General features: G+C 64.2%; 22 protein-coding genes. 4 read left to right on the top strand and 18 right to left on the bottom strand.

From position 1 onward, the window contains the following. Positions 1–164 precede the first annotated feature (164 nt). The 4 genes from ETQ85_RS03715 to ETQ85_RS03700 are packed head-to-tail and all read right to left on the bottom strand — an operon-like array spanning position 165 to position 4,106. Positions 165–914, bottom strand: a complete 750-nt coding sequence (locus ETQ85_RS03715) for a fumarate reductase iron-sulfur subunit (protein WP_148577708.1) — start codon at positions 912–914, stop codon at positions 165–167. Next, positions 908–1,246: a 2Fe-2S iron-sulfur cluster-binding protein gene (locus ETQ85_RS03710; protein ID WP_148577707.1), complete on the bottom strand. Its 339-nt coding sequence runs from the start codon at positions 1,244–1,246 to the stop codon at positions 908–910. The genes ETQ85_RS03715 and ETQ85_RS03710 overlap by 7 nt, the downstream gene beginning before the upstream one ends. Continuing rightward, positions 1,243–3,222, bottom strand: coding sequence for a fumarate reductase flavoprotein subunit (locus tag ETQ85_RS03705; RefSeq protein WP_148577706.1), 1,980 nt, complete (start codon positions 3,220–3,222; stop codon positions 1,243–1,245). The genes ETQ85_RS03710 and ETQ85_RS03705 overlap by 4 nt, the downstream gene beginning before the upstream one ends. A gap of 2 nt (positions 3,223–3,224) precedes the next feature. Next, on the bottom strand, positions 3,225–4,106 hold the full coding sequence (locus ETQ85_RS03700) for a fumarate reductase cytochrome b subunit (protein WP_148577705.1): 882 nt from the start codon (positions 4,104–4,106) through the stop codon (positions 3,225–3,227). 361 nt (positions 4,107–4,467) lie between these two features. Between ETQ85_RS03700 and ETQ85_RS03695 the strand changes: the two genes are divergently transcribed. Further along, complete coding sequence (locus ETQ85_RS03695; RefSeq protein WP_148577704.1) at positions 4,468–4,920, top strand: YaiI/YqxD family protein; 453 nt, start codon at positions 4,468–4,470, stop codon at positions 4,918–4,920. Between the two features lie 38 nt (positions 4,921–4,958). Here ETQ85_RS03695 and arsA read toward each other — a convergent pair whose 3' ends face one another. The 8 genes from arsA to ETQ85_RS03655 all read right to left on the bottom strand — a co-directional run bounded on the left by arsA (position 4,959) and on the right by ETQ85_RS03655 (position 11,384). Further along, positions 4,959–6,695, bottom strand: coding sequence for an arsenical pump-driving ATPase (gene arsA / locus ETQ85_RS03690; protein WP_148577703.1), 1,737 nt, complete (start codon positions 6,693–6,695; stop codon positions 4,959–4,961). A 10-nt stretch (positions 6,696–6,705) separates the two neighbouring features. Then, complete coding sequence (arsD, locus tag ETQ85_RS03685; RefSeq protein WP_148577702.1) at positions 6,706–7,077, bottom strand: arsenite efflux transporter metallochaperone ArsD; 372 nt, start codon at positions 7,075–7,077, stop codon at positions 6,706–6,708. Further along, positions 7,074–8,147, bottom strand: a complete 1,074-nt coding sequence (gene arsB / locus ETQ85_RS03680) for an ACR3 family arsenite efflux transporter (RefSeq protein ID WP_148577701.1) — start codon at positions 8,145–8,147, stop codon at positions 7,074–7,076. Before arsB ends, arsD begins: the two co-directional genes overlap by 4 nt. Beyond that, complete coding sequence (locus ETQ85_RS03675; RefSeq protein ID WP_148577700.1) at positions 8,144–8,566, bottom strand: arsenate reductase ArsC; 423 nt, start codon at positions 8,564–8,566, stop codon at positions 8,144–8,146. Before ETQ85_RS03675 ends, arsB begins: the two co-directional genes overlap by 4 nt. A gap of 21 nt (positions 8,567–8,587) precedes the next feature. Further along, positions 8,588–9,097 carry an arsenate reductase ArsC gene (locus tag ETQ85_RS03670; protein ID WP_148577699.1) on the bottom strand — a complete coding sequence of 170 codons (510 nt, stop codon included), beginning with the start codon at positions 9,095–9,097 and terminating at the stop codon, positions 8,588–8,590. After that, the gene (locus tag ETQ85_RS03665; RefSeq protein WP_148577698.1) at positions 9,090–9,461 is read right to left on the bottom strand and encodes an ArsR/SmtB family transcription factor; all 372 of its coding nucleotides are present in this window, start codon (positions 9,459–9,461) and stop codon (positions 9,090–9,092) included. The genes ETQ85_RS03670 and ETQ85_RS03665 overlap by 8 nt, the downstream gene beginning before the upstream one ends. 63 nt (positions 9,462–9,524) lie before the next feature. Beyond that, on the bottom strand, positions 9,525–10,487 hold the full coding sequence (locus ETQ85_RS03660) for a cation diffusion facilitator family transporter (RefSeq protein WP_148577697.1): 963 nt from the start codon (positions 10,485–10,487) through the stop codon (positions 9,525–9,527). 24 nt (positions 10,488–10,511) lie between these two features. Next, on the bottom strand, positions 10,512–11,384 hold the full coding sequence (locus ETQ85_RS03655; RefSeq protein WP_148577696.1) for a ThiF family adenylyltransferase: 873 nt from the start codon (positions 11,382–11,384) through the stop codon (positions 10,512–10,514). 204 nt (positions 11,385–11,588) lie between these two features. Here ETQ85_RS03655 and ETQ85_RS03650 point away from each other — a divergent pair, with 204 nt between their 5' ends. Continuing rightward, the gene (locus ETQ85_RS03650; RefSeq protein ID WP_148577695.1) at positions 11,589–12,362 is read left to right on the top strand and encodes a PEP-CTERM/exosortase system-associated acyltransferase; all 774 of its coding nucleotides are present in this window, start codon (positions 11,589–11,591) and stop codon (positions 12,360–12,362) included. A gap of 9 nt (positions 12,363–12,371) precedes the next feature. Here the strand turns inward: ETQ85_RS03650 and ETQ85_RS03645 are convergent, their stop codons facing one another. Then, entirely contained in the window at positions 12,372–12,704 is a 333-nt protein-coding gene (locus ETQ85_RS03645) for a hypothetical protein (protein WP_148577694.1), read from the bottom strand. A 144-nt stretch (positions 12,705–12,848) separates the two neighbouring features. Between ETQ85_RS03645 and ETQ85_RS03640 the strand changes: the two genes are divergently transcribed. Next, positions 12,849–13,424, top strand: coding sequence for a phasin family protein (locus ETQ85_RS03640; RefSeq protein WP_187394571.1), 576 nt, complete (start codon positions 12,849–12,851; stop codon positions 13,422–13,424). Positions 13,425–13,534: 110 nt separating this feature from the next. After that, positions 13,535–14,356 (top strand): NADPH-dependent oxidoreductase, encoded by an 822-nt coding sequence (locus ETQ85_RS03635; RefSeq protein ID WP_148577692.1) that lies wholly within the window; start codon positions 13,535–13,537, stop codon positions 14,354–14,356. A 17-nt stretch (positions 14,357–14,373) separates the two neighbouring features. Here ETQ85_RS03635 and ETQ85_RS03630 read toward each other — a convergent pair whose 3' ends face one another. The 5 genes from ETQ85_RS03630 to ETQ85_RS03610 form a co-directional block, all read right to left on the bottom strand. After that, positions 14,374–15,165, bottom strand: coding sequence for an ABC transporter ATP-binding protein (locus tag ETQ85_RS03630; RefSeq protein ID WP_148577691.1), 792 nt, complete (start codon positions 15,163–15,165; stop codon positions 14,374–14,376). A 22-nt stretch (positions 15,166–15,187) separates the two neighbouring features. After that, positions 15,188–16,135, bottom strand: a complete 948-nt coding sequence (gene ntrB / locus ETQ85_RS03625; RefSeq protein ID WP_148577690.1) for a nitrate ABC transporter permease — start codon at positions 16,133–16,135, stop codon at positions 15,188–15,190. A 52-nt stretch (positions 16,136–16,187) separates the two neighbouring features. Beyond that, positions 16,188–17,444 carry a CmpA/NrtA family ABC transporter substrate-binding protein gene (locus ETQ85_RS03620; protein WP_148577689.1) on the bottom strand — a complete coding sequence of 419 codons (1,257 nt, stop codon included), beginning with the start codon at positions 17,442–17,444 and terminating at the stop codon, positions 16,188–16,190. 391 nt (positions 17,445–17,835) lie between these two features. After that, entirely contained in the window at positions 17,836–18,411 is a 576-nt protein-coding gene (locus tag ETQ85_RS03615) for an ANTAR domain-containing response regulator (protein ID WP_148577688.1), read from the bottom strand. A gap of 86 nt (positions 18,412–18,497) precedes the next feature. Beyond that, entirely contained in the window at positions 18,498–20,057 is a 1,560-nt protein-coding gene (locus tag ETQ85_RS03610; RefSeq protein WP_148577687.1) for a SpoIIE family protein phosphatase, read from the bottom strand. Positions 20,058–20,090 lie beyond the last annotated feature (33 nt).

Below are 20,090 nucleotides of genomic sequence, written 5' to 3'. Positions count from 1 at the left end.
ACGGCCCCGAACACGCGCGGTGCGGGAGAACTCATCTGCATTCATGGTAGCGGGGAGACTGGCGACAGAATCAGGCTCGCTGCGCACTTTGCGCGATATTCGCTCAAAATGCGCGAGCTTCGCCCACCTTGCGCAAGGAAGCTGGGGAGAACGGAACAACCGGCTTATTTCAGCCCGACCACCGCCATCTTCCGCCGCAGAAAGGCGATCTGCGTTTGCAGCGGCAGGCCTTTCGGACACACGTCGTGGCAGCCGAGCAGGCTCATGCAGCCGAACACGCCGGTGTCGTCGCCGATGAGCTCGTAGAAATCCTCGTCGCTGCGTTCGTCGCGGGGATCGAGGCGGAAGCGGGCGATCTTGTTGAGGCCGATGGCGCCAACAAACTCTTCACGCATGCGCAGGGTGCCGCAGCCCGCCACGCAGCAGCCGCATTCGATACAGCGGTCGAGTTCGTAGATGGCCTCGGCCAGCTCCGGCTCCATGCGCGGTTCGAGGGCGGTGAGCAAGGGCTCGGCGTCGGAGTGAATCCAGGTTTCGAGGCGCTCGGCGGTGCCGCGCATCCATTTGCCGGTGTTCACCGACAAATCGCCGATCAGTTCAAAAACCGGCAGCGGCGCGAGGGTGATTTCCGGGCCGTAATCACGGGTCAGCGCGCAACAGGCGAGGCCCGGCTTGCCGTCGATGAGCATGCCGCAACTGCCGCAGATGCCGGCCCGGCACACAAAGTCGAACTGCAGCGAAGGGTCGAGGTTTTCACGGACTTCGTTGAGGGCGATGAAGAGGGTCATGCCCTCGGCTTCCTCGACCCGAAAGTCCTGCCAGTGGGGCTCGGTGGCCTCGGAGGGGCTGCTGCGCAGCACGCGCAAAGTGAGGATGCGCGGGCCGGCGGCCGGGGGAGTGTTCTTCTTCAGCATCCGTGCATCCGCCGCGTGTCGTCGCGCAGGCCATCCCAGCCCTGGGCGTGGTTGCCCGGTTCAACGCGAACCTGGTTAGCCAGATCGCGGGTAAAGGTGGTGCACGGCAGGGCCGGCTTGCCGTCGATCAGGATGCGGCAGGTGTTGCAGGCGCCAGCGTGGCAGACAAAGTTATCCAGCAAGGTGGCCGGCAGCGCACCGCGGATCTCCTTGAGTGCCAGTAGCAGACTCATGTCCTGGGTTTCAAGGAGTTCGAAGGCATGACCGACACCGTTCAGGGTCGGCAGCGTCAGCGTAATGACGCGCAGACCGGCGTGGGTGGGAGCATTCATGATGATTCTCCAAGTCGTTCATTGCGGCCGCGAAAACGCGCCGGCACCAGGTGTTCAAAAGGCATCAGGGCCTGTTGCACCGTGAAGCGGTCGGCGTGCCCGAAGGCGCTCCGGATGGTGGCGATTTCGGCCGTGCGGGCAGCGGTCGCCGGATGTTCGATGGCGTTCCGGGCACCATAGCCACGCCAGCCCGGAGGCAGCTCCATGGCGGCCACGTCGAGGTCCTCGTAGCCGAGGGTCGGCAGGGTCTGGAAGTCGTCGTGCCAGCTGGCCAGGGTGCGCTTGAGCCACTGGGCATCGTCACGCTGCGGGTAGTCCTCCCGGTAATGGGCCCCGCGGCTCTCGGTGCGCTGCAGGGCGCCGTAGGCCACGCACAGGGCCAGCTTGAGCATTTTCTGCAGCCGGTAGGCGGTGACCAGTTCAGGGTTGGCGCCGGGTCGCTTGGTGGCGATGCCGATCTTGCGACTCTTCAGCAGCAAGGCCTGCAACTCGTCTACCGCCTCCTGGAGCAGATCGCCCCGACGGAAAATACCCACCTTGTCGGTCATGATTTCCTGCATACGGCGCATCAGCTCGCTGGCCTTTTCGGTGCCGTCGCCCATGAGCAGAGTGTCGAGCTTCACCTGCTCCCGTTCGAGGAATTCCCGCACGAGCGCAGTGGAAACCTGCAGATCGCCTGCGGCAGATTCCACGAAGTCGGCCATGGTTTCACCGACGATCATGCCGGCCACCACTGTTTCGGCGACCGAATTGCCACCCAGGCGGTTGAAGCCGTGGAGATCCCAGCAGGCTGCCTCGCCACACGAGAACAGGCCGGCGAGGCCGCGAGCCTGGCCGCAGGCGTCGGTGCGGATGCCGCCCATCGAATAATGCTGGGCCGGACGCACGGCGATCATGTCGGTGGCCGGGTCGATGCCGAGGAAGTGCTGGCAGATCTCCTTCACTTCGCGCAGCTTGCCGTCGATGTGGGCGGCGCCGAGCAGGGTGATGTCGAGCAGAAGATGGTCGCCGAAGCGGGTCTTGACCCCGTGGCCGGCGCGGATGTGTTCCTCCATGCGGCGGGAGACGACATCGCGGGAGGCCAGTTCCTTCTTCTCGGGCTCGTAGTCGGGCATGAAGCGGTGCCCGGCGGCGTCTTTCAATAGCCCACCGTCGCCGCGACAGCCTTCGGTAACCAGGATGCCGGCCGGGAAAATGGTGGTCGGGTGAAACTGCACCGCCTCCATGTTGCCAAGCACGGCCGCGCCGGTTTCCAGCGCAATCGCCGAACCGATGCCTTCGTTGATCACCGCATTGGTGGTGACCCGGTAGATGCGCCCGAAGCCACCAGTGGCAATACAAGTAGCCTTGGCCACGTAGGCCGACAGTTCGCCGCTCACCAGATTGCGCACGATGGCACCGTGACAGCGGCCGCCTTCGTGGATCAGCGCGATGGCTTCCATGCGCTCATGCACGGGGATGCTCTCGGCCACCGCCTGATCGCTGACCGCGTACAGCATGGCGTGGCCGGTGCCGTCGCTCACATAACAGGTACGCCATTTCTTGGTGCCACCGAAGTCGCGGGCGGTGATCAGGCCATGGGCCTCGGCGCGCTCGGTGAGGGTGACGCGCTTACCATCCATCACCACTTCCCGGTCGCCAGCCTTGACCCGGTTCCACGGCACGCCCCAGGCGGCCAGCTCGCGCACTGCCTGCGGGGCGGTGTGCACGAAAAGGCGCGCCACTTCCTGGTCGCAGCCCCAGTCGGAGCCGCGCACGGTGTCTTCGAAATGTACGTCTTCGTTGTCGCCTTCGCCCTTGACGGTGTTGCCGAGGCTGGCCTGCATGCCGCCCTGGGCCGCCGCCGAATGGGAACGCTTGGGCGGGACAAGGCTGAGAATAGTCACGTCGTGGCCACGACGGCGGGCGCCAACGGCGGCGCGCAGGCCCGCCAGGCCACCACCAATGACGAGAACGTCGGTGTAGATGATCCGCATGCTCAGCCCCTCGGACGCCGGGACAGGGCGAACTCCAGTCCATCCACCTTGGCGGCGGCCGTCTTGGTCACGGCCTTGGCCGGAACGTAGCGCTCACCGGCCTTGTCGGCATGGGCAATACCCAGTTGCACGTAAGCCAGCAAGGTGACGAGGCCGAGGCCCAGAAAGAACACGCTGAAACAGGTCTTGGCGATACGCAGGCGACGCCGCGCCAGCAGCGGATCACGGCCTTCCAGCCAGCCCCATTTGAGGGCCAGGCGATACAGTCCGATGCTGCCGTGGATTTCGACCGCGAAGAGCAGCAGCAGGTAGAGCGGCCACATGGTGCCGGTCCAGATGCGGTCGGCCGACTCGTAGGGGCCGATCATCTCGGGCTGGGTGAGCATGCCGTAGAGATGCACCGTGCCGAGGAAGAACAGCGCAAAGCCGGTCCACAGCTGGATCCACCACAGGCCGGTGTCGCTGTGGCGAAGCTGCTCCTTGTGTTCGACGAAAACCTTGTACTGGCGGAAGCTCGCTGGAAACTTGCGCATCGCCAGCCAGGCATGGGTGACGAAAACAGTCAGCACCACCCCGACCACGCAGGACACCAGCCACGGCTGCGGCTTGCCGAGAAAGGCGGCCCCCTCGAAAAAGCGCGCCACCGTGTAGAAGGCATCCTTGCTGATCAGGATCGACGACACGAAAAACATGTGTGCCACCAGGAACAGCGCCAGAAACAGGCCGGAGCCGCTTTGCAGCAGATCCAGGCGGGCCGGCCAGCGGCTCTTGCGCGAGCGGGCACGGGTGACGGATGACGAAGCGACGGCGGTGGCCGGAAGCCCCGGCACGATGGAGTCGGCGAGAGGCCGGTCCAGAGCGGTTTGTTCGAGCGAACGAGCCATGATAGAAAGACCGCAGTAATGTTCCCCGCTGGGGGGTGAAGGCCGACCGGCAGCAACCTGTGGAGAGACGGCAAAACGCCCGTCCACCAGGGCAGTCCCGTGTCGGAGCCTGCTGTCTCCGCGTTTTTTATGGGTAGCTGACTACTCTGTTGTGATTCCAATGTAGCACAGCTTGTTGCACTGCAACATAGGCGCTTTTTCTATTTTATGCTGAGCAAAAAGAGACGACTGACGCGCGAAATCGCCATGCGCTCAACAGAAAACGGGGATTTTTTGGCAAATTGCTGATTTTTATCAGCACGTTCTACCGGGCAGACTCGGGAGAGTAGACTCCGCTCACCCCCACTCGCAGCCTCTTGCCATGCAGATCTGGATCGACGCCGACGCCTGCCCGGTGGTCGTCAAGGAAATCATCTTTCGCGCCGCCGAGCGGCTGGAGATTCACACCGTCCTGGTCGCCAACCGCATGCTGCGCACGCCACCGTCGCGCTTCATCCGGGCCATTCAGGTGCCGTCGGGCTTCGACGTGGCCGACGCCCACATCGTCGACCAGCTGGCCGCCGGCGACCTGGTGATCACCGCCGACATTCCGCTGGCCTCGGCCGTGCTCGAACGCCAGGCCCACGCCCTCAATCCGCGGGGCGAGATGTACACCGCCGCCAACATCGCCGAGCGCCTGTCGATGCGCAACTTCCTCGAGGAACTGCGCAGCAGCGGCGTGCAGACCGGCGGCCCCAACGCCTTCAGCCAGGCCGACCGGCAGGCGTTTGGCGGGGCGCTCGACCGCTTTCTGGCAAAGGCGCTCCGCGCTTGAACTGTGGGTCGGACTGAAGTCCGACCCACAGGCCTCACCTACGCTTTCACCATTCCCACCAGACCTGCGCCGCCGACCGGCGCTTCGGCCAGCCACGGCACCAGCGCCACCCGCATGGCCAACTCGCCAACGCGCCGGATGAACGGCGCCTCGTAGCCAACGCGCGCGGCCAGTACCGGATCGACCGTGCCGCTGGCCAGCAGGCTCTGGTTGATGATCCACGCAAAGGGCTCGATCTGTGCGCGCCGCAAATCCGCCTGCAGGCGCTCGGCCTCGTGCACCGGCGTGGCCTCGGCGAGGGTCACGATCAGCACCCGAGTGAAATCCGGGTCGCGCAAGCGCGGCAGCAACTGGCGCACAGCCTCGGGCATGTCGCCGCGGGTGCGTAGCACCTCCCGGTGATAGGCCTCGGCGGAATCCATCAACAAGATGGTGTGACCGGTGGGTGCCGTATCCAGCACCACGAAGGCGTCGCGCCCCTCCTCCACCGTACGGGCAAAAGCGTGGAAAACGGCGATTTCCTCGGTGCACGGGGAGCGCAGGTCTTCTTCAAGCATGGCGCGGGCATTCGGATCCAGATCGGCGCCGGCCCTCGCCAGCACATCGTCCCGGTGGCGGGCGACTTCGGCAGCCGGATCGATGCGTCCGATGCGCAGGTTCGGCTCGGCTTGTTCCAGCGTCCACGACAGATGGGCCGCGGGATCGGTAGTCGTCAGCAGCACCTTGTGACCACGCCGGGCGAGGCTCAGGGCGAGCGCAGCGGCAACAGACGTCTTGCCGACGCCGCCCTTGCCCATGGTCATCACCACCCCGTGGCCGGTGGCGGCCAGCTGGTCGATGAGAGGCGCCAGGCCGGCGGGCAAAGCCACATCCGGCATCGCGCAGGCCTCCGGCGCCATGCCAACCGGCTGCAGCGCCGCCCGCAGCGCTGCCAGCCCGACCATGCCGCGGGCCACGAAGGGCGTTTCACTGCGCGGCAGTTCATTCAGTCCGACGGGAATGTGCGCCAGCGCCCCGGCGTGACGATCACTCATGGCGCCGGCAATGGCATCGCCGCTGCCAGCGACGAACACCCCATTCACCGCCAGCCACTGGTTACGCACACCCAGTTCGGCAAGTTCGGCGCGGGTGCGCTCGGCCTCGCGCAAGGCCGCAGCTTCCGGACGGGCGACGAGGACGACGGTGGTGCGCGCCGGATCGGCCAGCTCGGCCACCGTAGCGGCGTAGAGATCCTTCTGCTTGTCGAGCCCCGACAGCGGCCCGAGGCAGGACGCACCACCCGCGTTGGTGTCGAGGAATTCGGACCACGCGGAAGGCAGAGTCAGCAGCCGCAGGGTATGGCCGGTGGGCGCGGTATCAAAGATGACGTGATCGAAATCCACCGTGCGGGCCGGCAGGCCGAGCAGTTCGGCGAAGGCGTCGAAGGCGGCGATCTCGACGGTACAGCCGCCGGAGAACTGCTCCTCCATGCTGCGGATCGCCGCGTCCGGCAGGATGCCCCGGTAAGGCCCGACCATGCGCTCCCGGTAGGCTGCGGCGGCGGCTTCCGGGTCGATATTGAGGGCGAAGAGGCCCGGCAGCACCTGCGTCGGCGTCGCGCCCAGCGGCGTTTCGAGGACTTCGTCGAGGTTGGAGGCCGGGTCGGTACTGACGATCAGCACCCGCTGGCCGGCTTCGGCCAGGGCCAGACCGGTGGCGCAGGACAGGGACGTTTTGCCGACGCCGCCCTTGCCGGTGAAAAACAGGTAACGGGTACGGACGTCGGGCAAAGCCATGGTCGCGTCCTCAGCAGCAGCCGGAGCCGGGCTCACACCCACCGACCACCGGAATGCGGATGCGCGGCTTGTCGGCAGTGGCCACCAGGCCGAGCTTTTGCGCCAGCTGGGCGCGGGTCGGGTAAAGGCCGGTGGACACGATCTGGCCATCCACGGCGAGGATCGGCGGGCGCTCCATGCCGGCTTGCATCTCGGCGATCACCGCCGGGTTGGCCGCAAAGGCCTGCGGCTCCTGGCCGAGGTTGTAACGGGCCACCGCCACGCCCTGCGCCTCGACCCACTTCAGGTCGGCGGCAAACTGGGCCAGCGCCGGGTCTACATCCACGCCACACACGCCGGTCGGGCAACACATCGCCGGGTCGAACACTTCAAGCTTTTTCATGCGGGACTCCTTTCGTACCAGCCTTTGCTGGAATTCACCACTTTGACCACCAGCAGCATCACCGGCACCTCGATAAGCACGCCAACCACCGTCGCCAGTGCTGCACCGGACTCGAAACCGAACAGGCCGATGGCCGCGGCCACTGCCAGTTCAAAGAAATTGGAGGCGCCGATCAGCGCCGACGGGCAGGCCACGCTGTGCTTCTCGCCGACCGCCCGGTTCAGCCAGTAGGCCAGCGCCGAGTTGAAGAAGACCTGGATCAGGATGGGCACCGCCAGCAACGCAATGACCAGCGGCTGCTTGAGGATGGCCTCGCCCTGGAAGGCGAAGAGCAGGACCAGCGTGGTAAGCAGCGCGCAGATCGACCACGGGCCGATCTTCTCCATCGCCGCATCGAAATGCGCCTGCCCCTTTGCCAGCAGCAGCTTGCGCCACACCTGCGAGAGGATCACCGGAATCACGATGTAGAGCACCACCGAGATGATCAGCGTGTCCCACGGCACGGTGATCGCCGAGATACCGAGCAGGAAACCCACCAGCGGAGCAAAGGCCACCACCATGATCGTGTCGTTGAGCGCCACCTGCGATAGCGTGAACAGCGGATCGCCGTTGGAAAGGCGGCTCCACACGAAGACCATCGCCGTGCACGGTGCCGCCGCCAGCAGGATCAGCCCGGCGATGTAGCTGTCGAGCTGATCGGCCGGCAGCATCGGCGCGAACACGTTGCGTACGAACAGCCAGCCCAGGAAGGCCATCGAAAAAGGCTTGACCAGCCAGTTCACGAACAGCGTCACACCAATGCCGCGCATATGGCCTTTCACCTCATGCAGGGCGCCAAAATTCACCTTCACCAGCATCGGAATGACCATCACCCAGATCAGCAGGCCCACCGGCAAATTCACCTGGGCGAACTCCATTCGCCCGATGGCCTGGAAGACACCCGGCGCGAGCTGCCCAAGCCCCACCCCGGCGACGATGCACAGAAAGACCCACACTGTCAGGTAGCGCTCGAAAACGCTCATCGGTGCGCCGGCCGCAGCCTTCAGGGTGGCTTCACATTGGGCGCTCATTGCGACACCTCGGCCAGACCCAGCGCTTCGCGCACGGCCGGCACCAGCACGCGGCGGATCTCGTCACGCACCGCCACAAAGCTCTCCAGCGGCTCCCCGTGGGGGTCGTGGAAAGGCACGTGAATGCGCTTCACCGGGCGCGGGAAGATCGGGCAGCTTTCCTTGGCGTTGTCGCAGACGCTCACCACCAGGTCGATGGCTTCGTCGAAAACGGCGTCGATCAGCTTGGGGTGTAGCCCGTCGGTGGGCAGGCCGGCGAGTTTCAGCGCTTCGATGGCGCCGTCGGCCACTTTCGGCTGCGGCACGGTGCCGGCCGACAGGGCCCGCACCTGGCCGGCCAGGTCATGGTTGAGGATGGTTTCGCCCATCTGGGAGCGGCACGAGTTGCCCGTGCACAGTACGAGTACGGTGGGTGTCATTGCGAGGGTCCAAAAAACGGCTTATTGCCCCTGCTCCCGCAGGCGGCCGATGCTGTCGACTTCCTGCTTGAGGGCCATCTTGTCGAGCTTGGCAAAGGGCAGGTTGATAAAGACGGAAATCCTGCGGTTCAGAAGTTGCAGCGCGGTGTGCACCGCGTGACGCCGGGCCGCGTCGTCACCCTCGACGGCCACCGGATCCTCGATGCCCCAGTGCGCCGAGACCGGCTGACCAGGCCATACCGGGCAAACCTCGCCGGCGGCGTTGTCGCAAACGGTAAACACGAAATCCAGCGCTGGGGCGCCGGGCAGCGCGAACTCGTCCCAGCTCTTGCTGCGCAGGTCGGCCACCGGCAGGTTTTGGGCCGCCAGCATGTCGAGGACGTAGGGATTGACCTTGCCGGCCGGATGACTGCCGGCACTGTAGGCACGGAAGCGGCCCTTGCCGATCTGGTTGAGGATGGCCTCGGCGAGAATGCTGCGCGCCGAATTGCCAGTGCACAGAAAAAGTACGTTGTAGATGCGTTCACTCACAGGACTCTCCTTCGCAAACAGGTTTAGCGCTCCGGCGCTTGTCGGTGCTTTCGCAGCTGGCGGTTTTTGGCAGGCAGGTATCGCCCTGGCAGCAGTTGGCGGTCAGAAAGGCGATCAGATCGTCCATCGCGCTGTAGTCCGCCGAATAAAAGATGAAGCGGCTTTCCTGTCGCCCGCGGATCAGGCCGACCCGGCTCAGGTGTGACAGGTGGAAGGACAGGGTCGCTGGCGCAAGGCCGAGCTTCTCGCCGATCGCACCGGCGTTGAGGCCTTCCGGCCCGACCTGCACAAGGGCGCGGAAGATGGCGAGACGCGTCTCGTGACCAAGGGCGGCAAGGGATTCGGCTGCATTTAACGTTTCCATAATTCGAGTATTGTCGAAATATTGAAACGCGTCAAATGAAGAAAATGTTTCAGTCTTCCGGAATCAACTCAGTCGTGCGGGCGGCGTGCAGCCGTCGTCGAGGCCATCGATCTCGATCTGGATGGTGGGATGCTGGATGCGGAAGTGGTGTTCCAGATCGTGGGCCAGCGTCTTGAAGAAGGCATCGCCGGGGTGGCCGGCGGGCATCACGAGGTGCACGGTGAGCGCCACGTCCGACGTACCCAGCGCCCACACATGGAGGTCGTGCACGCTGCTGACGCCGGGCTGGCTGCGCAGCCAGGCATGAACTTCGATGAGATCGATGCTCTCCGGCACGCCATCGAAGGCCAGGTGCAGGGACTGGCGGAACAAGCCCCAGGTGCCCAGCACGATCACCACAGCAATCGCCAGGCTGACCAGCGGGTCGAGCCAGACCCAGCCGAACTTGAGATACAGCGCCCCGGCCGCCACCACACCCAGCGACACCAGCGCATCGCCGGCCATGTGCAGGAAGGCCCCGCGGATGTTGAGATCGTCCTTGCTGCCGGCCATGAACAGGGCCGCGGTGATGCCATTGACCACCACGCCGATGGCCGCCACCACAATTACCGTCCAGCCCGCCACCGGCTCGGGCGCACTGAAGCGCTGAACGGCCTCAAGGGCCAGAGCGCCCATGGCCACGAGGAGCAGCACCGCATTGGCCAGTGCGGCGAGAATCGAGGCCCGCTGCCAGCCATAGGTACGCACATGGGTCGGACGCAGGCGCCCGGCCAGCGCAGCCCCCCAGGCCAGAATCAGCCCGGCCACATCCGACAGGTTGTGTCCGGCATCAGCCAGCAAGGCGAGGGAATCCGAACGCCAGCCGTAAAAGGCTTCGATGACGACAAAGACGATATTCAGGCAGATGCCGATGGCGAAGGCCCGGTCGTAGGACGCCGGGCCATGATGGTGATGATGGCCGTGACCGTGACCGTGCTCGTGATGGGCGTGCCCATGGCTGCAGGCGGGGCCGTGCGCGTGGTTCATCGGGTCGGGTATCTGCAGCAGGGTTCAGCCACGCATGGCGCGCAGCTGACGACGGGCGATGAACAGCCCGATACGCTGGATCGGGTTGCGGTTGCCGCCCGGGCGCCATGTTTTAACGTAGCGGTTGCGGTAGGCGTCGAACTGAAAGCCCCACGGCGCGTGGATCACGTCACCGCGACCGAGGAGGATCTTGAGCACTTCAACGGCGGTTACGCCGGCACACAACTGACAGGCGGCGATAGTGCTGGGGCCGCGACGCTCGGCAAAATTGACCCGCGACGGATCGGCCAGGTAGCCGCGCTGCAGCATCGCCGGCGACAGGCCAAGCAGAAAGCGCACGGCCATTTCGTCCTCATCGCAACCGTCGAGGCGGAAATATTCTTCGAAGGACATCTTGCCCGGCAGGAAGCTCAGTACCGCCGTGCCCATGCCCAGGGGCGCGGCCGTCACGGCGGGGATACCCCGTTCCTGACAGGCCCGGAAAGTATGGCGGCGGGCATCGAAGGCAAAGAAATCGAGGCCGTCTACATACAGATCGACGCCCTTGAGGAACTCGCCCAGATTGTCGGCATCCACCCCTTTGTCGAAGATGCGGATGTCCACCTCGGGATTGATGTTCCGCGCCATCTCGGCCATGACTTCGGCCTTGGGGCGCCCGATGGTCGACATCATCGCCCCGGCCTGGCGATTGAAGTTCACCAGGTCGAACGTATCCATGTCGGCAATATGAAAGGCACTGATCCCCAGACGCACCAGGGTCAGCAAATGCACACCGCCGACCCCGCCGACGCCGGCAATCGCCACCCGCTTGCCCCGCAGCGCTGCCTGCTCAGCCTGGGTGACCCAGCCGATATTGCGGGAAAAGGCTTCGTCATACTGGAAAGCGCTGCTGGACATGCTGAATGTCTCCGTCAGACAGGGAAACACAATGATACGACAGTTCGACACGGCCCAGCCGCGGCACGCCGATACCTGATATACCATAATCATGAAGGTGGTAACCTTCAGTCAATCAGCGTGGCAATGCCATGTTTTCAAGGTTTCGCGCTTTCCGGTCGTATACTTACATTGCAAGACTGCTCGATTACACAAGGACGCATCATGTCGCTACTTGACCGCTTCAGCCTCGGCGAAGGATTCAAGAAATATTTCGAGGTTGCCACTGCGTTCGATGAAACCAGCCGCAATGAAGTCTTCGGCATACGCCATGAAGTGTATTGCGAGGAACTCGGCTTCGAGCCCGTGCGCCCCGACCGCATGGAGACGGACGAATACGATCGTCACAGCCTGCATTGCCTGATGCGCACATCCACCGCGCCGGTCAATCTCGTCGGCTGCAACCGTCTGGTCGTCGCCCGCCCGGAAGAGCCGGATTACCCCCTGCCCTTCGAGCGCACCTGTGCCGCCACGCTTGATCGTTCCATCATCGATCCGGCCCGCCAGCCCCGCGGCAGCATCGCCGAAGTGTCACGACTGGCCGTGCGCCACCATTACCGGCGTCGCAAAGGGGAAACCAAGTCCGCCCTCGCCCTCAGCGATGACGACTTCGGGACCAAGGACCAGCCCCGCTTCCCGTACATCCCCATCGGCCTTTACCTGGCCATCGTCGCCCTCGCCAAGCGGGAAGGTATAGAGACGCTTTTCGTGCTCACCGAACCACGCCTGGCCGACCATTTCGCCAAACTCGGCGTCAAGATCACCCAGATCGGCGGCCCGGTAGAACATCGGGGGATTCGTGTCCCATCCATGATGGACGTGAACGCCATCGTCAAAAACCTGCGCTTTTTCGTCAAGCCCATCTGGCGCGTCATCAACGAGCAGATCGACGGAGGCTACGCGAGCACCGGCCGGCCGCCCTTCCTGCCGCAGCGCTGAGGGCACACTTCACTCCAGGGGCGCTTCCCGCTCCTGCAGCGGGTAGGCGTCAGCGATATAGCCGTGCCCCTTCATCACCATGACAATCACGCAGCCAATGGCCAGCGTGAACACCACCGTCCAGTGCAGTACCACCGTGGCAATGGCCACGATATCCGCCGACTGGACCGCCTTCAGCACTACCGCATCACTCAGCCCGCCATCGAAAACCCGCGCGTTCAGCGCGTAAAGAGCCGGCAGCAGCGTGCCGACCAAGGTGATCAGAGGCAGCTTGCGCAGCAGGCGCCACTCGAACCCCGGAATTTCCTTGCGGCTCCCGGGCAGCCGCTGCAGCCAGTTCATGGTGTTTCCTCCGTGCTCGCTCATGCTCATCAGGCAAACACTTTACCCTGAGGTTCCCCACCCCACGGTCAACAGCTGGCTGTCATGGCGCTGAAACCACCAGGGCTTAGCCTGAAGTGCCCCCAGTCACCCCAGGAGATCGCCATGTACCTGTCCCCCAGCGACATCAAGCAGACCCGCGCCGCCACTATCGATAACCTTCACAACGCATCCCGTGCGTGGGTCGAGGCCACCGAAAAACTGGCCGAACTGGCCCTCCGCGCCGGCCGCCAGGCCCTCGACGAAGGCCGTAATCACCTGGAAGAGCTGGCGGAAAACAAGAACCTGAAGCCGGGTACGCCCTCGCTGGAGCGCATCGCCGAATGGCGCAGCGAATCCGCCGTGCGCGTTCGCGAGTACTTCGAGATCATCGGCGAGGCCCACCAGGCCGTCCTGCAGATGGCCCGCGATCAGATGGCCGTACTCGACCAGGCCTTCATGAAGCAGATGGACCGCGCCGCCCGTAGCGCCGACGCCAACGGTGAAGCTGCCATCGACCACATGAAAAGCGCCGTGCGTCATGCCGAAGCCGGTTTCAACGAACTGACCGACGCGGCGGCCCGCGGGGCCGATCTGGTCGAAGACCAGGTTCGTCAGGTGTCCGAGGCCCTGGCCATTGAGTCGGATGAGTCGATCGAAACGGCATCGACCACCCGCAGCCGCCGGCCCCGCAGCAACTGAGGCCATAAGCAGGCGGGGCCAGCCCGGCCGGATGGCGCTAAAATACGCATTCTCCGAGGCGGGGAGCCAGGCCGGCTCCCCGCCTCGTCGCCAGTCCAGCAAGGAACCCCATGAACACCCGCGCCTCTCTCTACCAGGCCCGCTATGGCTCGCCCGATGTGGCCGTACCCGACGCCGGCTCGCCGGTCATTGACCACCTTCTGGCCCACAGTTCGGTGCGCGCCTACCTGCCCGATCCGGTAAGCGACGATACCCTCGCGGCCATCATCGCCGCCGCCCAGTCTGCCGCCAGTTCATCCAACCTCCACGCCTGGAGCGTGGTGGCGGTGCGTGACCCGGCTCGCAAGGCCCGCCTGGCCGAATTCGCCGGCGATCAGGAACACATTCACAAAGCCCCGCTGCTGCTTGTCTGGCTGGCCGATCTGGCCCGTCTGGAGCAGGTTGCCAACAAACTCGGCGAACCCAGCAGCGCACTGGATTACCTGGAGATGTTCGAGGTCGGCGTGATCGACGCCGCCCTCGCCGCCCAGAACGCCGTGACGGCCGCCGAATCCCTCGGCCTCGGCACCGTCTACATCGGCGCCATGCGCAACAAGCCCGAGGAAGTGGCTGCCGAGCTGCAACTGCCGACGCGGGTGGTCGCCATGTTCGGCCTGTGCCTCGGCACGCCTGACCCGCAGGCACCGGCCAGCGTCAAGCCGCGTCCGGCGCAATCGGTGGTACTGCACCAGGAAACCTATTCCTTGCCCGCCCAGGCCGCCGGCCTCGAGCAGTACGACGAAGCCATGCGCGCCTTCTACACCAGCCAGAACATGAAGGTGCGCGGCACCTGGTCCAACCACTCCGCCAAGCGCGTTCGCGATGGCGCCGCGCTGTCCGGCCGTGACCGGCTGGTGGAAGCCCTCAACAAACGGGGCTTCCCGCTGAAGTAAGGGAGAAAGCCGCCGGCTTAAGCGGCTTTCTTCATCTGCTTCTGGTACAGAAACTCGAGAATCGCCGCCCGGCATTCCGCAAAGTGCGGATCGTGGGCCAGCTGCAGGCGGTTGCGGGGCTTCTCGAGCTTCACCTCCAGAATCTCGCCGATAGTCGCCGCCGGACCGTTGGTCATCATCACCACGCGGTCCGACAACAGCACCGCCTCATCCACGTCGTGGGTCACCATCACCACGGTGGCGCCGGTCTTTGCCATCACGCCGATCAGCTCATCCTGCAGCGCCGCACGGGTCAGCGCATCCAGCGCACCGAAGGGCTCGTCCATCAGCAGGATCTTCGGCTCCATCGCAAAGGCCCGAGCGATGCCGATGCGCTGCTTCATGCCACCGGAAATCTCGTGGGGCAGCTTGTGGGCGGCGTGGGTCATGTGGACCATTTCGAGCGCCTCGCTGGTGCGCGCCTTGAGCTTGTCCTTGCCTTCCTTGGTGCTGAAGACGCGCTCGACCGCCAGATAGACGTTCTCGAAGCAGGTCAGCCAGGGCAGCAGGGAATGGTTCTGGAAGACCACTGCCCGCTCCGGCCCGGGGCCGGCGATCTCGCGACCATTGCACAGCATGACGCCCGAAGTGGGCAGTGTGAGGCCGGCGATCAGGTTGAGCAGCGTGGATTTACCGCAGCCCGAGTGGCCGATCAGCGACACGACCTCACCGGTGCGGATCTGCAGATTGACATCCTGCAGCGCGATGAAGGAGCCCTTCTTGGTTTCGAAGGACATGCCGACGTTTTCGACTTTGACGATTGCGTTCATGGGGGTTCTCCTCGATCCGGGATCAGGTGTTGCCGCCGTAGCTGAAGCGACGGGCGATCAGCAGCAGGAATTGTTCGAGCAGCAGGCCGACGATGCCGATCACGAAGATCGCGATGATGATGTGCTCGACCTTCAGGTTGTTCCATTCGTCCCACACCCAGAAGCCGATGCCGACACCGCCGGTGAGCATTTCAGCGGCCACGATGACCAGCCAGGCGGTACCGATGGACAGACGGATGCCGGTCAGCATGTAGGGCAGCACCGACGGGAAAAGAATCTTGGTGATGACCTTGAACTCGGACAGGTTGAGCACCCGCGCCACGTTGAGGTAGTCCTGCGGCACGCGCTGCACGCCCTGGGCGGTGTTGAGGATCATCGGCCAGATCGAGCAGATGAAAATGGTCCAGGTGGAAGCCGGATCGGCCGCCTTGAAGACCATCAGGCCGATCGGCAGCCAGGCCAGCGGCGACACCGGGCGCAGGATGCTGATGATCGGTTCGAGCATGCTGTTCATGAAGGCGAAGCGCCCGATGATGAAGCCCATCGGAATGCCCACCAGCGCCGCAAAGCCGAAGCCGATGGCGACGCGCTTGAGCGACGACAGGATGTTCCAGCCGATGCCCTGGTCGTTCGGCCCGTTCTGGTAGAACGGATCGGAAAAGAGCACGACCGCCGCATCAAGCGTTTTAGCCGGGCCGGGGAAATCGGCGGACTTCATGGCCACCAGGGCCCACACGCCAATCACCAGCGCAAAGCCGATGAGCGGCGGCAGCACGGCGCGGATGAAGTTGCTGAAATGCTCGCCGAAAGAAACGGAGTTGTCGGGCGCGCTTGCCGGCGCGGGGGTTGCAGCAGAAGTTGCAGCCATGTCGGTTTCCTTGGCGGTAGTCACTTCGCTCCGGGCTGCAGGGCCAGCCTCGGCTTCAGGCCGGACGGCAACGAGGCCGGACGTGAGGGTTGCTGTAGTCATGTTGATCTCCATGTTTCTGTTGGGGAGCAAAACACGTTCGCCCCCCGGCAGCTCAGGCGTGAATCTTGAATCCGGCGGCGTACTTCTTCGGGTCCTTGCCGTCCCACACCACGCCGTCAATCAGCTTGGACGTGCGGAAGTCGGACTTGGGAACCGGCACACCGACGATGCTGGCGGCCTGCTTGTACAGATCGGTCTTGTTGATCGCCTTGGCCACGGCCAGGTAATCCACATCCTGCTTGAGCAGGCCCCAGCGACGGTGCTGGGTGAGGAACCACATGCCATCGGACAGGTAGGGGTAATTCACCTGGCCGTCGTTGTAGAACTTCATCAGATTCTTGTCCGACCAGCTCTTGCCGAGGCCGTTTTCGTACTGACCGATCATGCGGCTGCGAATCACATCCACGTCCGTATTTACGTAGCTCTTGGCGGCCACGGTTTCGGCCGTCTTGCTGCGGTTGGCGGCGCTGGCATCGATCCACTTGGAGGCTTCAAGGATCGCGCAGATCATCGCCCGGGCGGTGTTGGGGTACTTGGCAGCAAACTCGGCGGTCGCGCCCAGCACCTTCTCTGGATGGTCGGGCCAGATGTCCTGGCTGGTCACGGCGGTGAAGCCGATCTTGTCCACGATGGCGCGCTGGTTCCAGGGCTCGCCGACGCAGTAGCCGTCCATGTTGCCGACGCGCATGTTGGCAACCATCTGCGGGGGCGGCACAACGATGTTCTTGACGTCCTTGAACGGGTCGATGCCGTGGGCGGCCATCCAGTAGTACAGCCACATGGCGTGGGTGCCGGTCGGGAAGGTCTGGGCGAAGGTGTATTCCTTCTCCTTTTTGGCGATGACCCTGGAGAGGGACTCACCGTCGGTCGCGCCCTTGTCCTTCAAGCCGTTGGACAGGGTGATCGCCTGGCCATTGTTGTTGAGGGTCATCAGCACGGCCATGTCCTTCTTCGGCCCACCGATACCCAGGTGCAGGCCGTAAACCAGACCATACAGCACGTGGGCGGCGTGGATTTCGCCGTTGGCCAGCTTGTCGCGCACACCCGCCCAGGACGCTTCCTTGGTCGGGGTGATCTTGATGCCGTACTTCTTGTCGAAGCCCATCACCGAGGCCATCACTACGGACGAACAGTCGGTCAGCGGAATGAAGCCGATCCGGACTTCCTCCAGCTCCGGCTTGTCCGAACCGGCTGCCCATGCACCACCAGCGGGGAGCATCGTACCCATTGCTGCCATACCTCCAAGGGTTGCCCCAGCCTTCAGAAAGCCGCGGCGGGAAAGAAACGTATCGTCGAATTGCTCGCTCATAGCTCGCCCCAGATCCAAAAAAGCAAAAAAAAGAGGGCGTCACATCGCTCTGCAAAAAAAACCGCAGAGGATGGACGCCCTTGTCCAAGTCTGATCGCCTGATCAAGCCGGGCCGCCGTTGGCCCAACTTCAACGCTCTCTTAGCGAGGAGCGTGCCAAAAAAATCAACTCATTGATTTAAATCAAAAATTCAAGATCAAGGAAAGACATACCCCCAAATAGGTATCGATTTCCACCCACACTCATGCACTGGTGCAGTGCAGCACGCACTGCTTTGGCACCATTCCGGACCACCTTCCGCCCAAAAGGGCCGCAGCAAAAGAAATCGGGGCGGAAACGGCTGCCCGTTTCCGCCCCGATTCAAGGCACCCTCTTAAAAACCCTACCTCTTTCAGAGTAACAAACTGGCCATGTCGATCACGTCCTGGGCCACGTCGGCCAGCTTGCGACCCCGCTCCATGGCGAGCTTGCGCAAGGCGTGATAAGCCTCGTCCTCAGTCAGGCTACGTGCCTTCATCAGCAGGCCCTTGGCCTTATCCACGACGATGCGCTCCGACAGCTTGCGCGTGGCATCGTCCCGTTCGGTGCGCAGATGCTGGAACTCCTCAAACTGGGCAATGGCCACCTCGACCAATGCATCCAGACGCTCGGGCGGCACCGAATCGACGACGTAAGACGACACGCCGGCCTTGACGGCCCGGCGGATCATGGCGGAGTCGGTATCCTGGGAAAAAAGCAGCACCGGCCGGGGACAGTCCCGGTTCATGATGGCCAGATGCTCCAGGGTATCGCGACTCGGCGAATCGGCCTGGATGAAGATCACGTCGGGCTTGGTAGCCAGCACCTGATCGGACAGATCAAAGGCGTTGGTAAGCACCGCCGCCACCTGATGCCCGGCAAGCGCCACTGCCGCACAAACATCGGCTGCGCGCTCGCGGGAGGAATCGACAACGAGGACTCGGAGCATGGGAAGAATGTAAAACCAAAAGACACCCTGAAATCTCTAGCAGGAACTACGCCAGTTGCCGATCACGCTCCCGCCATCCCTTTACCCTAAGACGGCACGCCCCCCCCGTCCATCAGGCAATCGAGAATCAGCACCGACACATCATCACCGGCGGGCTGGCGTCCGAGGTGCCGGGTCAGCGCCTGGCGCAGGCCAGCCACCCTTGAAGCCCGGGGTGCCGCACGCAAGGTCTGCTCCAGGCCCTGCGTGCCAAAGGCCTCGCCCCTGGCGTTCTCGGCTTCCGTGAGGCCATCGGAACACAGCACAATCTGGCACGGGGCATCCCAACTGAACGACTCGCAGTCTACGCCGGCTTCGGCCGACGGCACGATACCCAGCGGTAACTGACGCGAGGCGAAGCGCTGCACCACCAGTCCCCCGTCGCTGACCCGCAGCACGTCAGGCACGCCGCCCACCCAGATCTGTCCGCCCCGGCGACCGGCATCGAGGCGCACCAGCGCGGAAGCCACGAAGCGCCCTGGCGGCAGCAGGCCGCACAACATGTCGTTGAGTTCCGTTACCAGCGACGCCAGCGGTGCATTGCGGGCGGCACCACGGTAAAAGGCCCCAAGCGCCGGCAGCACGCTGACTGCGGCCGCCAGCCCATGGCCGGTCGCATCGGCAAGCATCGCGTAAAGCGAGCCGTCGGCCGCCCGCGCCACCGCCACCACGTCCCCCGAGAAATTGCGCGCCGGCATCACCGCGTACTGGACGGCGCCATCGTGGAGCCAGTCGCTGCGGATCTGCCGCTCCATGATGCTCATGGCGAGCTCCTGCTCGCGCTCGGACTCGTCGTGATAGCGCTGCAGGCGGGCCGCATCCTCGGCCAGCTGGCGCTGGATGCGCCGGGCCTCGGAAATATCACGTACCACACCGAGGAACATTCGCCGGTTGGGCAGTTGCAGATCGGAAATGCCGATCTCCATCGGAAAGGTCCGGCCGTCCTTGCGCCGGCCGACCAGTTCGCGGATCTGCCCGGTGACAGCGCTGTCGCCGGTTTGCATGTAGTGCTCCAGATGGTTCCCGTGGGTGTCTTCCAGGCCGGCCGGCATCAGCATGCTCAGGGGCTGCCCCACCATCTCGCTGGCCGGATAACCGAAGATCTGGCTGGCCGCGCGATTCACCGACAGGATCTTGCCCTTTTCGTCCGCCGAGATGATTCCGTCGATGACTCCGTTGGCCACCGCACGCACCTGCTCGAGAGAACCAGACAGGCGCCGCTGCGTATCGAGCAGCCGGTGCAGGGCCTTGAAACGCGCAGCAAACACCGGAAAGGACAGGGGCTTGGCCAGGTAGTCGTCGGCACCGACCTCCAGCCCATGCACGATGTCCCCCTCGCCACTGAGGGCCGACAGGATGATGATCGGAACCCAGTGGTCATCGGAGAGGGCCCGAATCTGCTTGATGGCCTCGAAGCCATCCATGCGCGGCATCATCAGATCCATCAGGACCACGTCCGGCGACTCGCGCCGGAACATATCGACGGCCTCCACGCCATCCTCGGCGTAGAGGGGAATGCAGTTCAGGTGGGCAAGAAAAGACCCCACAATGGTTCGGTTGGATGCGATGTCGTCCGCGACCAGCACCCGCAGCGGTTTTTCAGCCATCACCGGCTTTCTGCAGTAGCCAGGCCACGGCGC

The organism is Zoogloea oleivorans (assembly GCF_008107625.1).
Classification (GTDB): Bacteria; Pseudomonadota; Gammaproteobacteria; order Burkholderiales; family Rhodocyclaceae; genus Zoogloea; species Zoogloea oleivorans.
This window is presented reverse-complemented; position numbering and strand designations above follow the sequence as displayed.

What these genes read in the sequence shown, in the direction of transcription:
- ETQ85_RS03715 (WP_148577708.1), bottom strand. Translation starts at nt 914, where the DNA reads ATGCTGAAGAAGAACACTCCCCCGGCCGCCGGCCCGCGCATCCTCACT.
- ETQ85_RS03710 (WP_148577707.1), bottom strand. Translation starts at nt 1,246, where the DNA reads ATGAATGCTCCCACCCACGCCGGTCTGCGCGTCATTACGCTGACGCTG.
- ETQ85_RS03705 (WP_148577706.1), bottom strand. Translation starts at nt 3,222, where the DNA reads ATGCGGATCATCTACACCGACGTTCTCGTCATTGGTGGTGGCCTGGCG.
- ETQ85_RS03700 (WP_148577705.1), bottom strand. Translation starts at nt 4,106, where the DNA reads ATGGCTCGTTCGCTCGAACAAACCGCTCTGGACCGGCCTCTCGCCGAC.
- ETQ85_RS03695 (WP_148577704.1), top strand. Translation starts at nt 4,468, where the DNA reads ATGCAGATCTGGATCGACGCCGACGCCTGCCCGGTGGTCGTCAAGGAA.
- arsA (WP_148577703.1), bottom strand. Translation starts at nt 6,695, where the DNA reads ATGGCTTTGCCCGACGTCCGTACCCGTTACCTGTTTTTCACCGGCAAG.
- arsD (WP_148577702.1), bottom strand. Translation starts at nt 7,077, where the DNA reads ATGAAAAAGCTTGAAGTGTTCGACCCGGCGATGTGTTGCCCGACCGGC.
- arsB (WP_148577701.1), bottom strand. Translation starts at nt 8,147, where the DNA reads ATGAGCGCCCAATGTGAAGCCACCCTGAAGGCTGCGGCCGGCGCACCG.
- ETQ85_RS03675 (WP_148577700.1), bottom strand. Translation starts at nt 8,566, where the DNA reads ATGACACCCACCGTACTCGTACTGTGCACGGGCAACTCGTGCCGCTCC.
- ETQ85_RS03665 (WP_148577698.1), bottom strand. Translation starts at nt 9,461, where the DNA reads ATGGAAACGTTAAATGCAGCCGAATCCCTTGCCGCCCTTGGTCACGAG.
- ETQ85_RS03660 (WP_148577697.1), bottom strand. Translation starts at nt 10,487, where the DNA reads ATGAACCACGCGCACGGCCCCGCCTGCAGCCATGGGCACGCCCATCAC.
- ETQ85_RS03655 (WP_148577696.1), bottom strand. Translation starts at nt 11,384, where the DNA reads ATGTCCAGCAGCGCTTTCCAGTATGACGAAGCCTTTTCCCGCAATATC.
- ETQ85_RS03650 (WP_148577695.1), top strand. Translation starts at nt 11,589, where the DNA reads ATGTCGCTACTTGACCGCTTCAGCCTCGGCGAAGGATTCAAGAAATAT.
- ETQ85_RS03645 (WP_148577694.1), bottom strand. Translation starts at nt 12,704, where the DNA reads ATGAACTGGCTGCAGCGGCTGCCCGGGAGCCGCAAGGAAATTCCGGGG.
- ETQ85_RS03640 (WP_187394571.1), top strand. Translation starts at nt 12,849, where the DNA reads ATGTACCTGTCCCCCAGCGACATCAAGCAGACCCGCGCCGCCACTATC.
- ETQ85_RS03635 (WP_148577692.1), top strand. Translation starts at nt 13,535, where the DNA reads ATGAACACCCGCGCCTCTCTCTACCAGGCCCGCTATGGCTCGCCCGAT.
- ETQ85_RS03630 (WP_148577691.1), bottom strand. Translation starts at nt 15,165, where the DNA reads ATGAACGCAATCGTCAAAGTCGAAAACGTCGGCATGTCCTTCGAAACC.
- ntrB (WP_148577690.1), bottom strand. Translation starts at nt 16,135, where the DNA reads ATGACTACAGCAACCCTCACGTCCGGCCTCGTTGCCGTCCGGCCTGAA.
- ETQ85_RS03620 (WP_148577689.1), bottom strand. Translation starts at nt 17,444, where the DNA reads ATGAGCGAGCAATTCGACGATACGTTTCTTTCCCGCCGCGGCTTTCTG.
- ETQ85_RS03615 (WP_148577688.1), bottom strand. Translation starts at nt 18,411, where the DNA reads ATGCTCCGAGTCCTCGTTGTCGATTCCTCCCGCGAGCGCGCAGCCGAT.
- ETQ85_RS03610 (WP_148577687.1), bottom strand. Translation starts at nt 20,057, where the DNA reads ATGGCTGAAAAACCGCTGCGGGTGCTGGTCGCGGACGACATCGCATCC.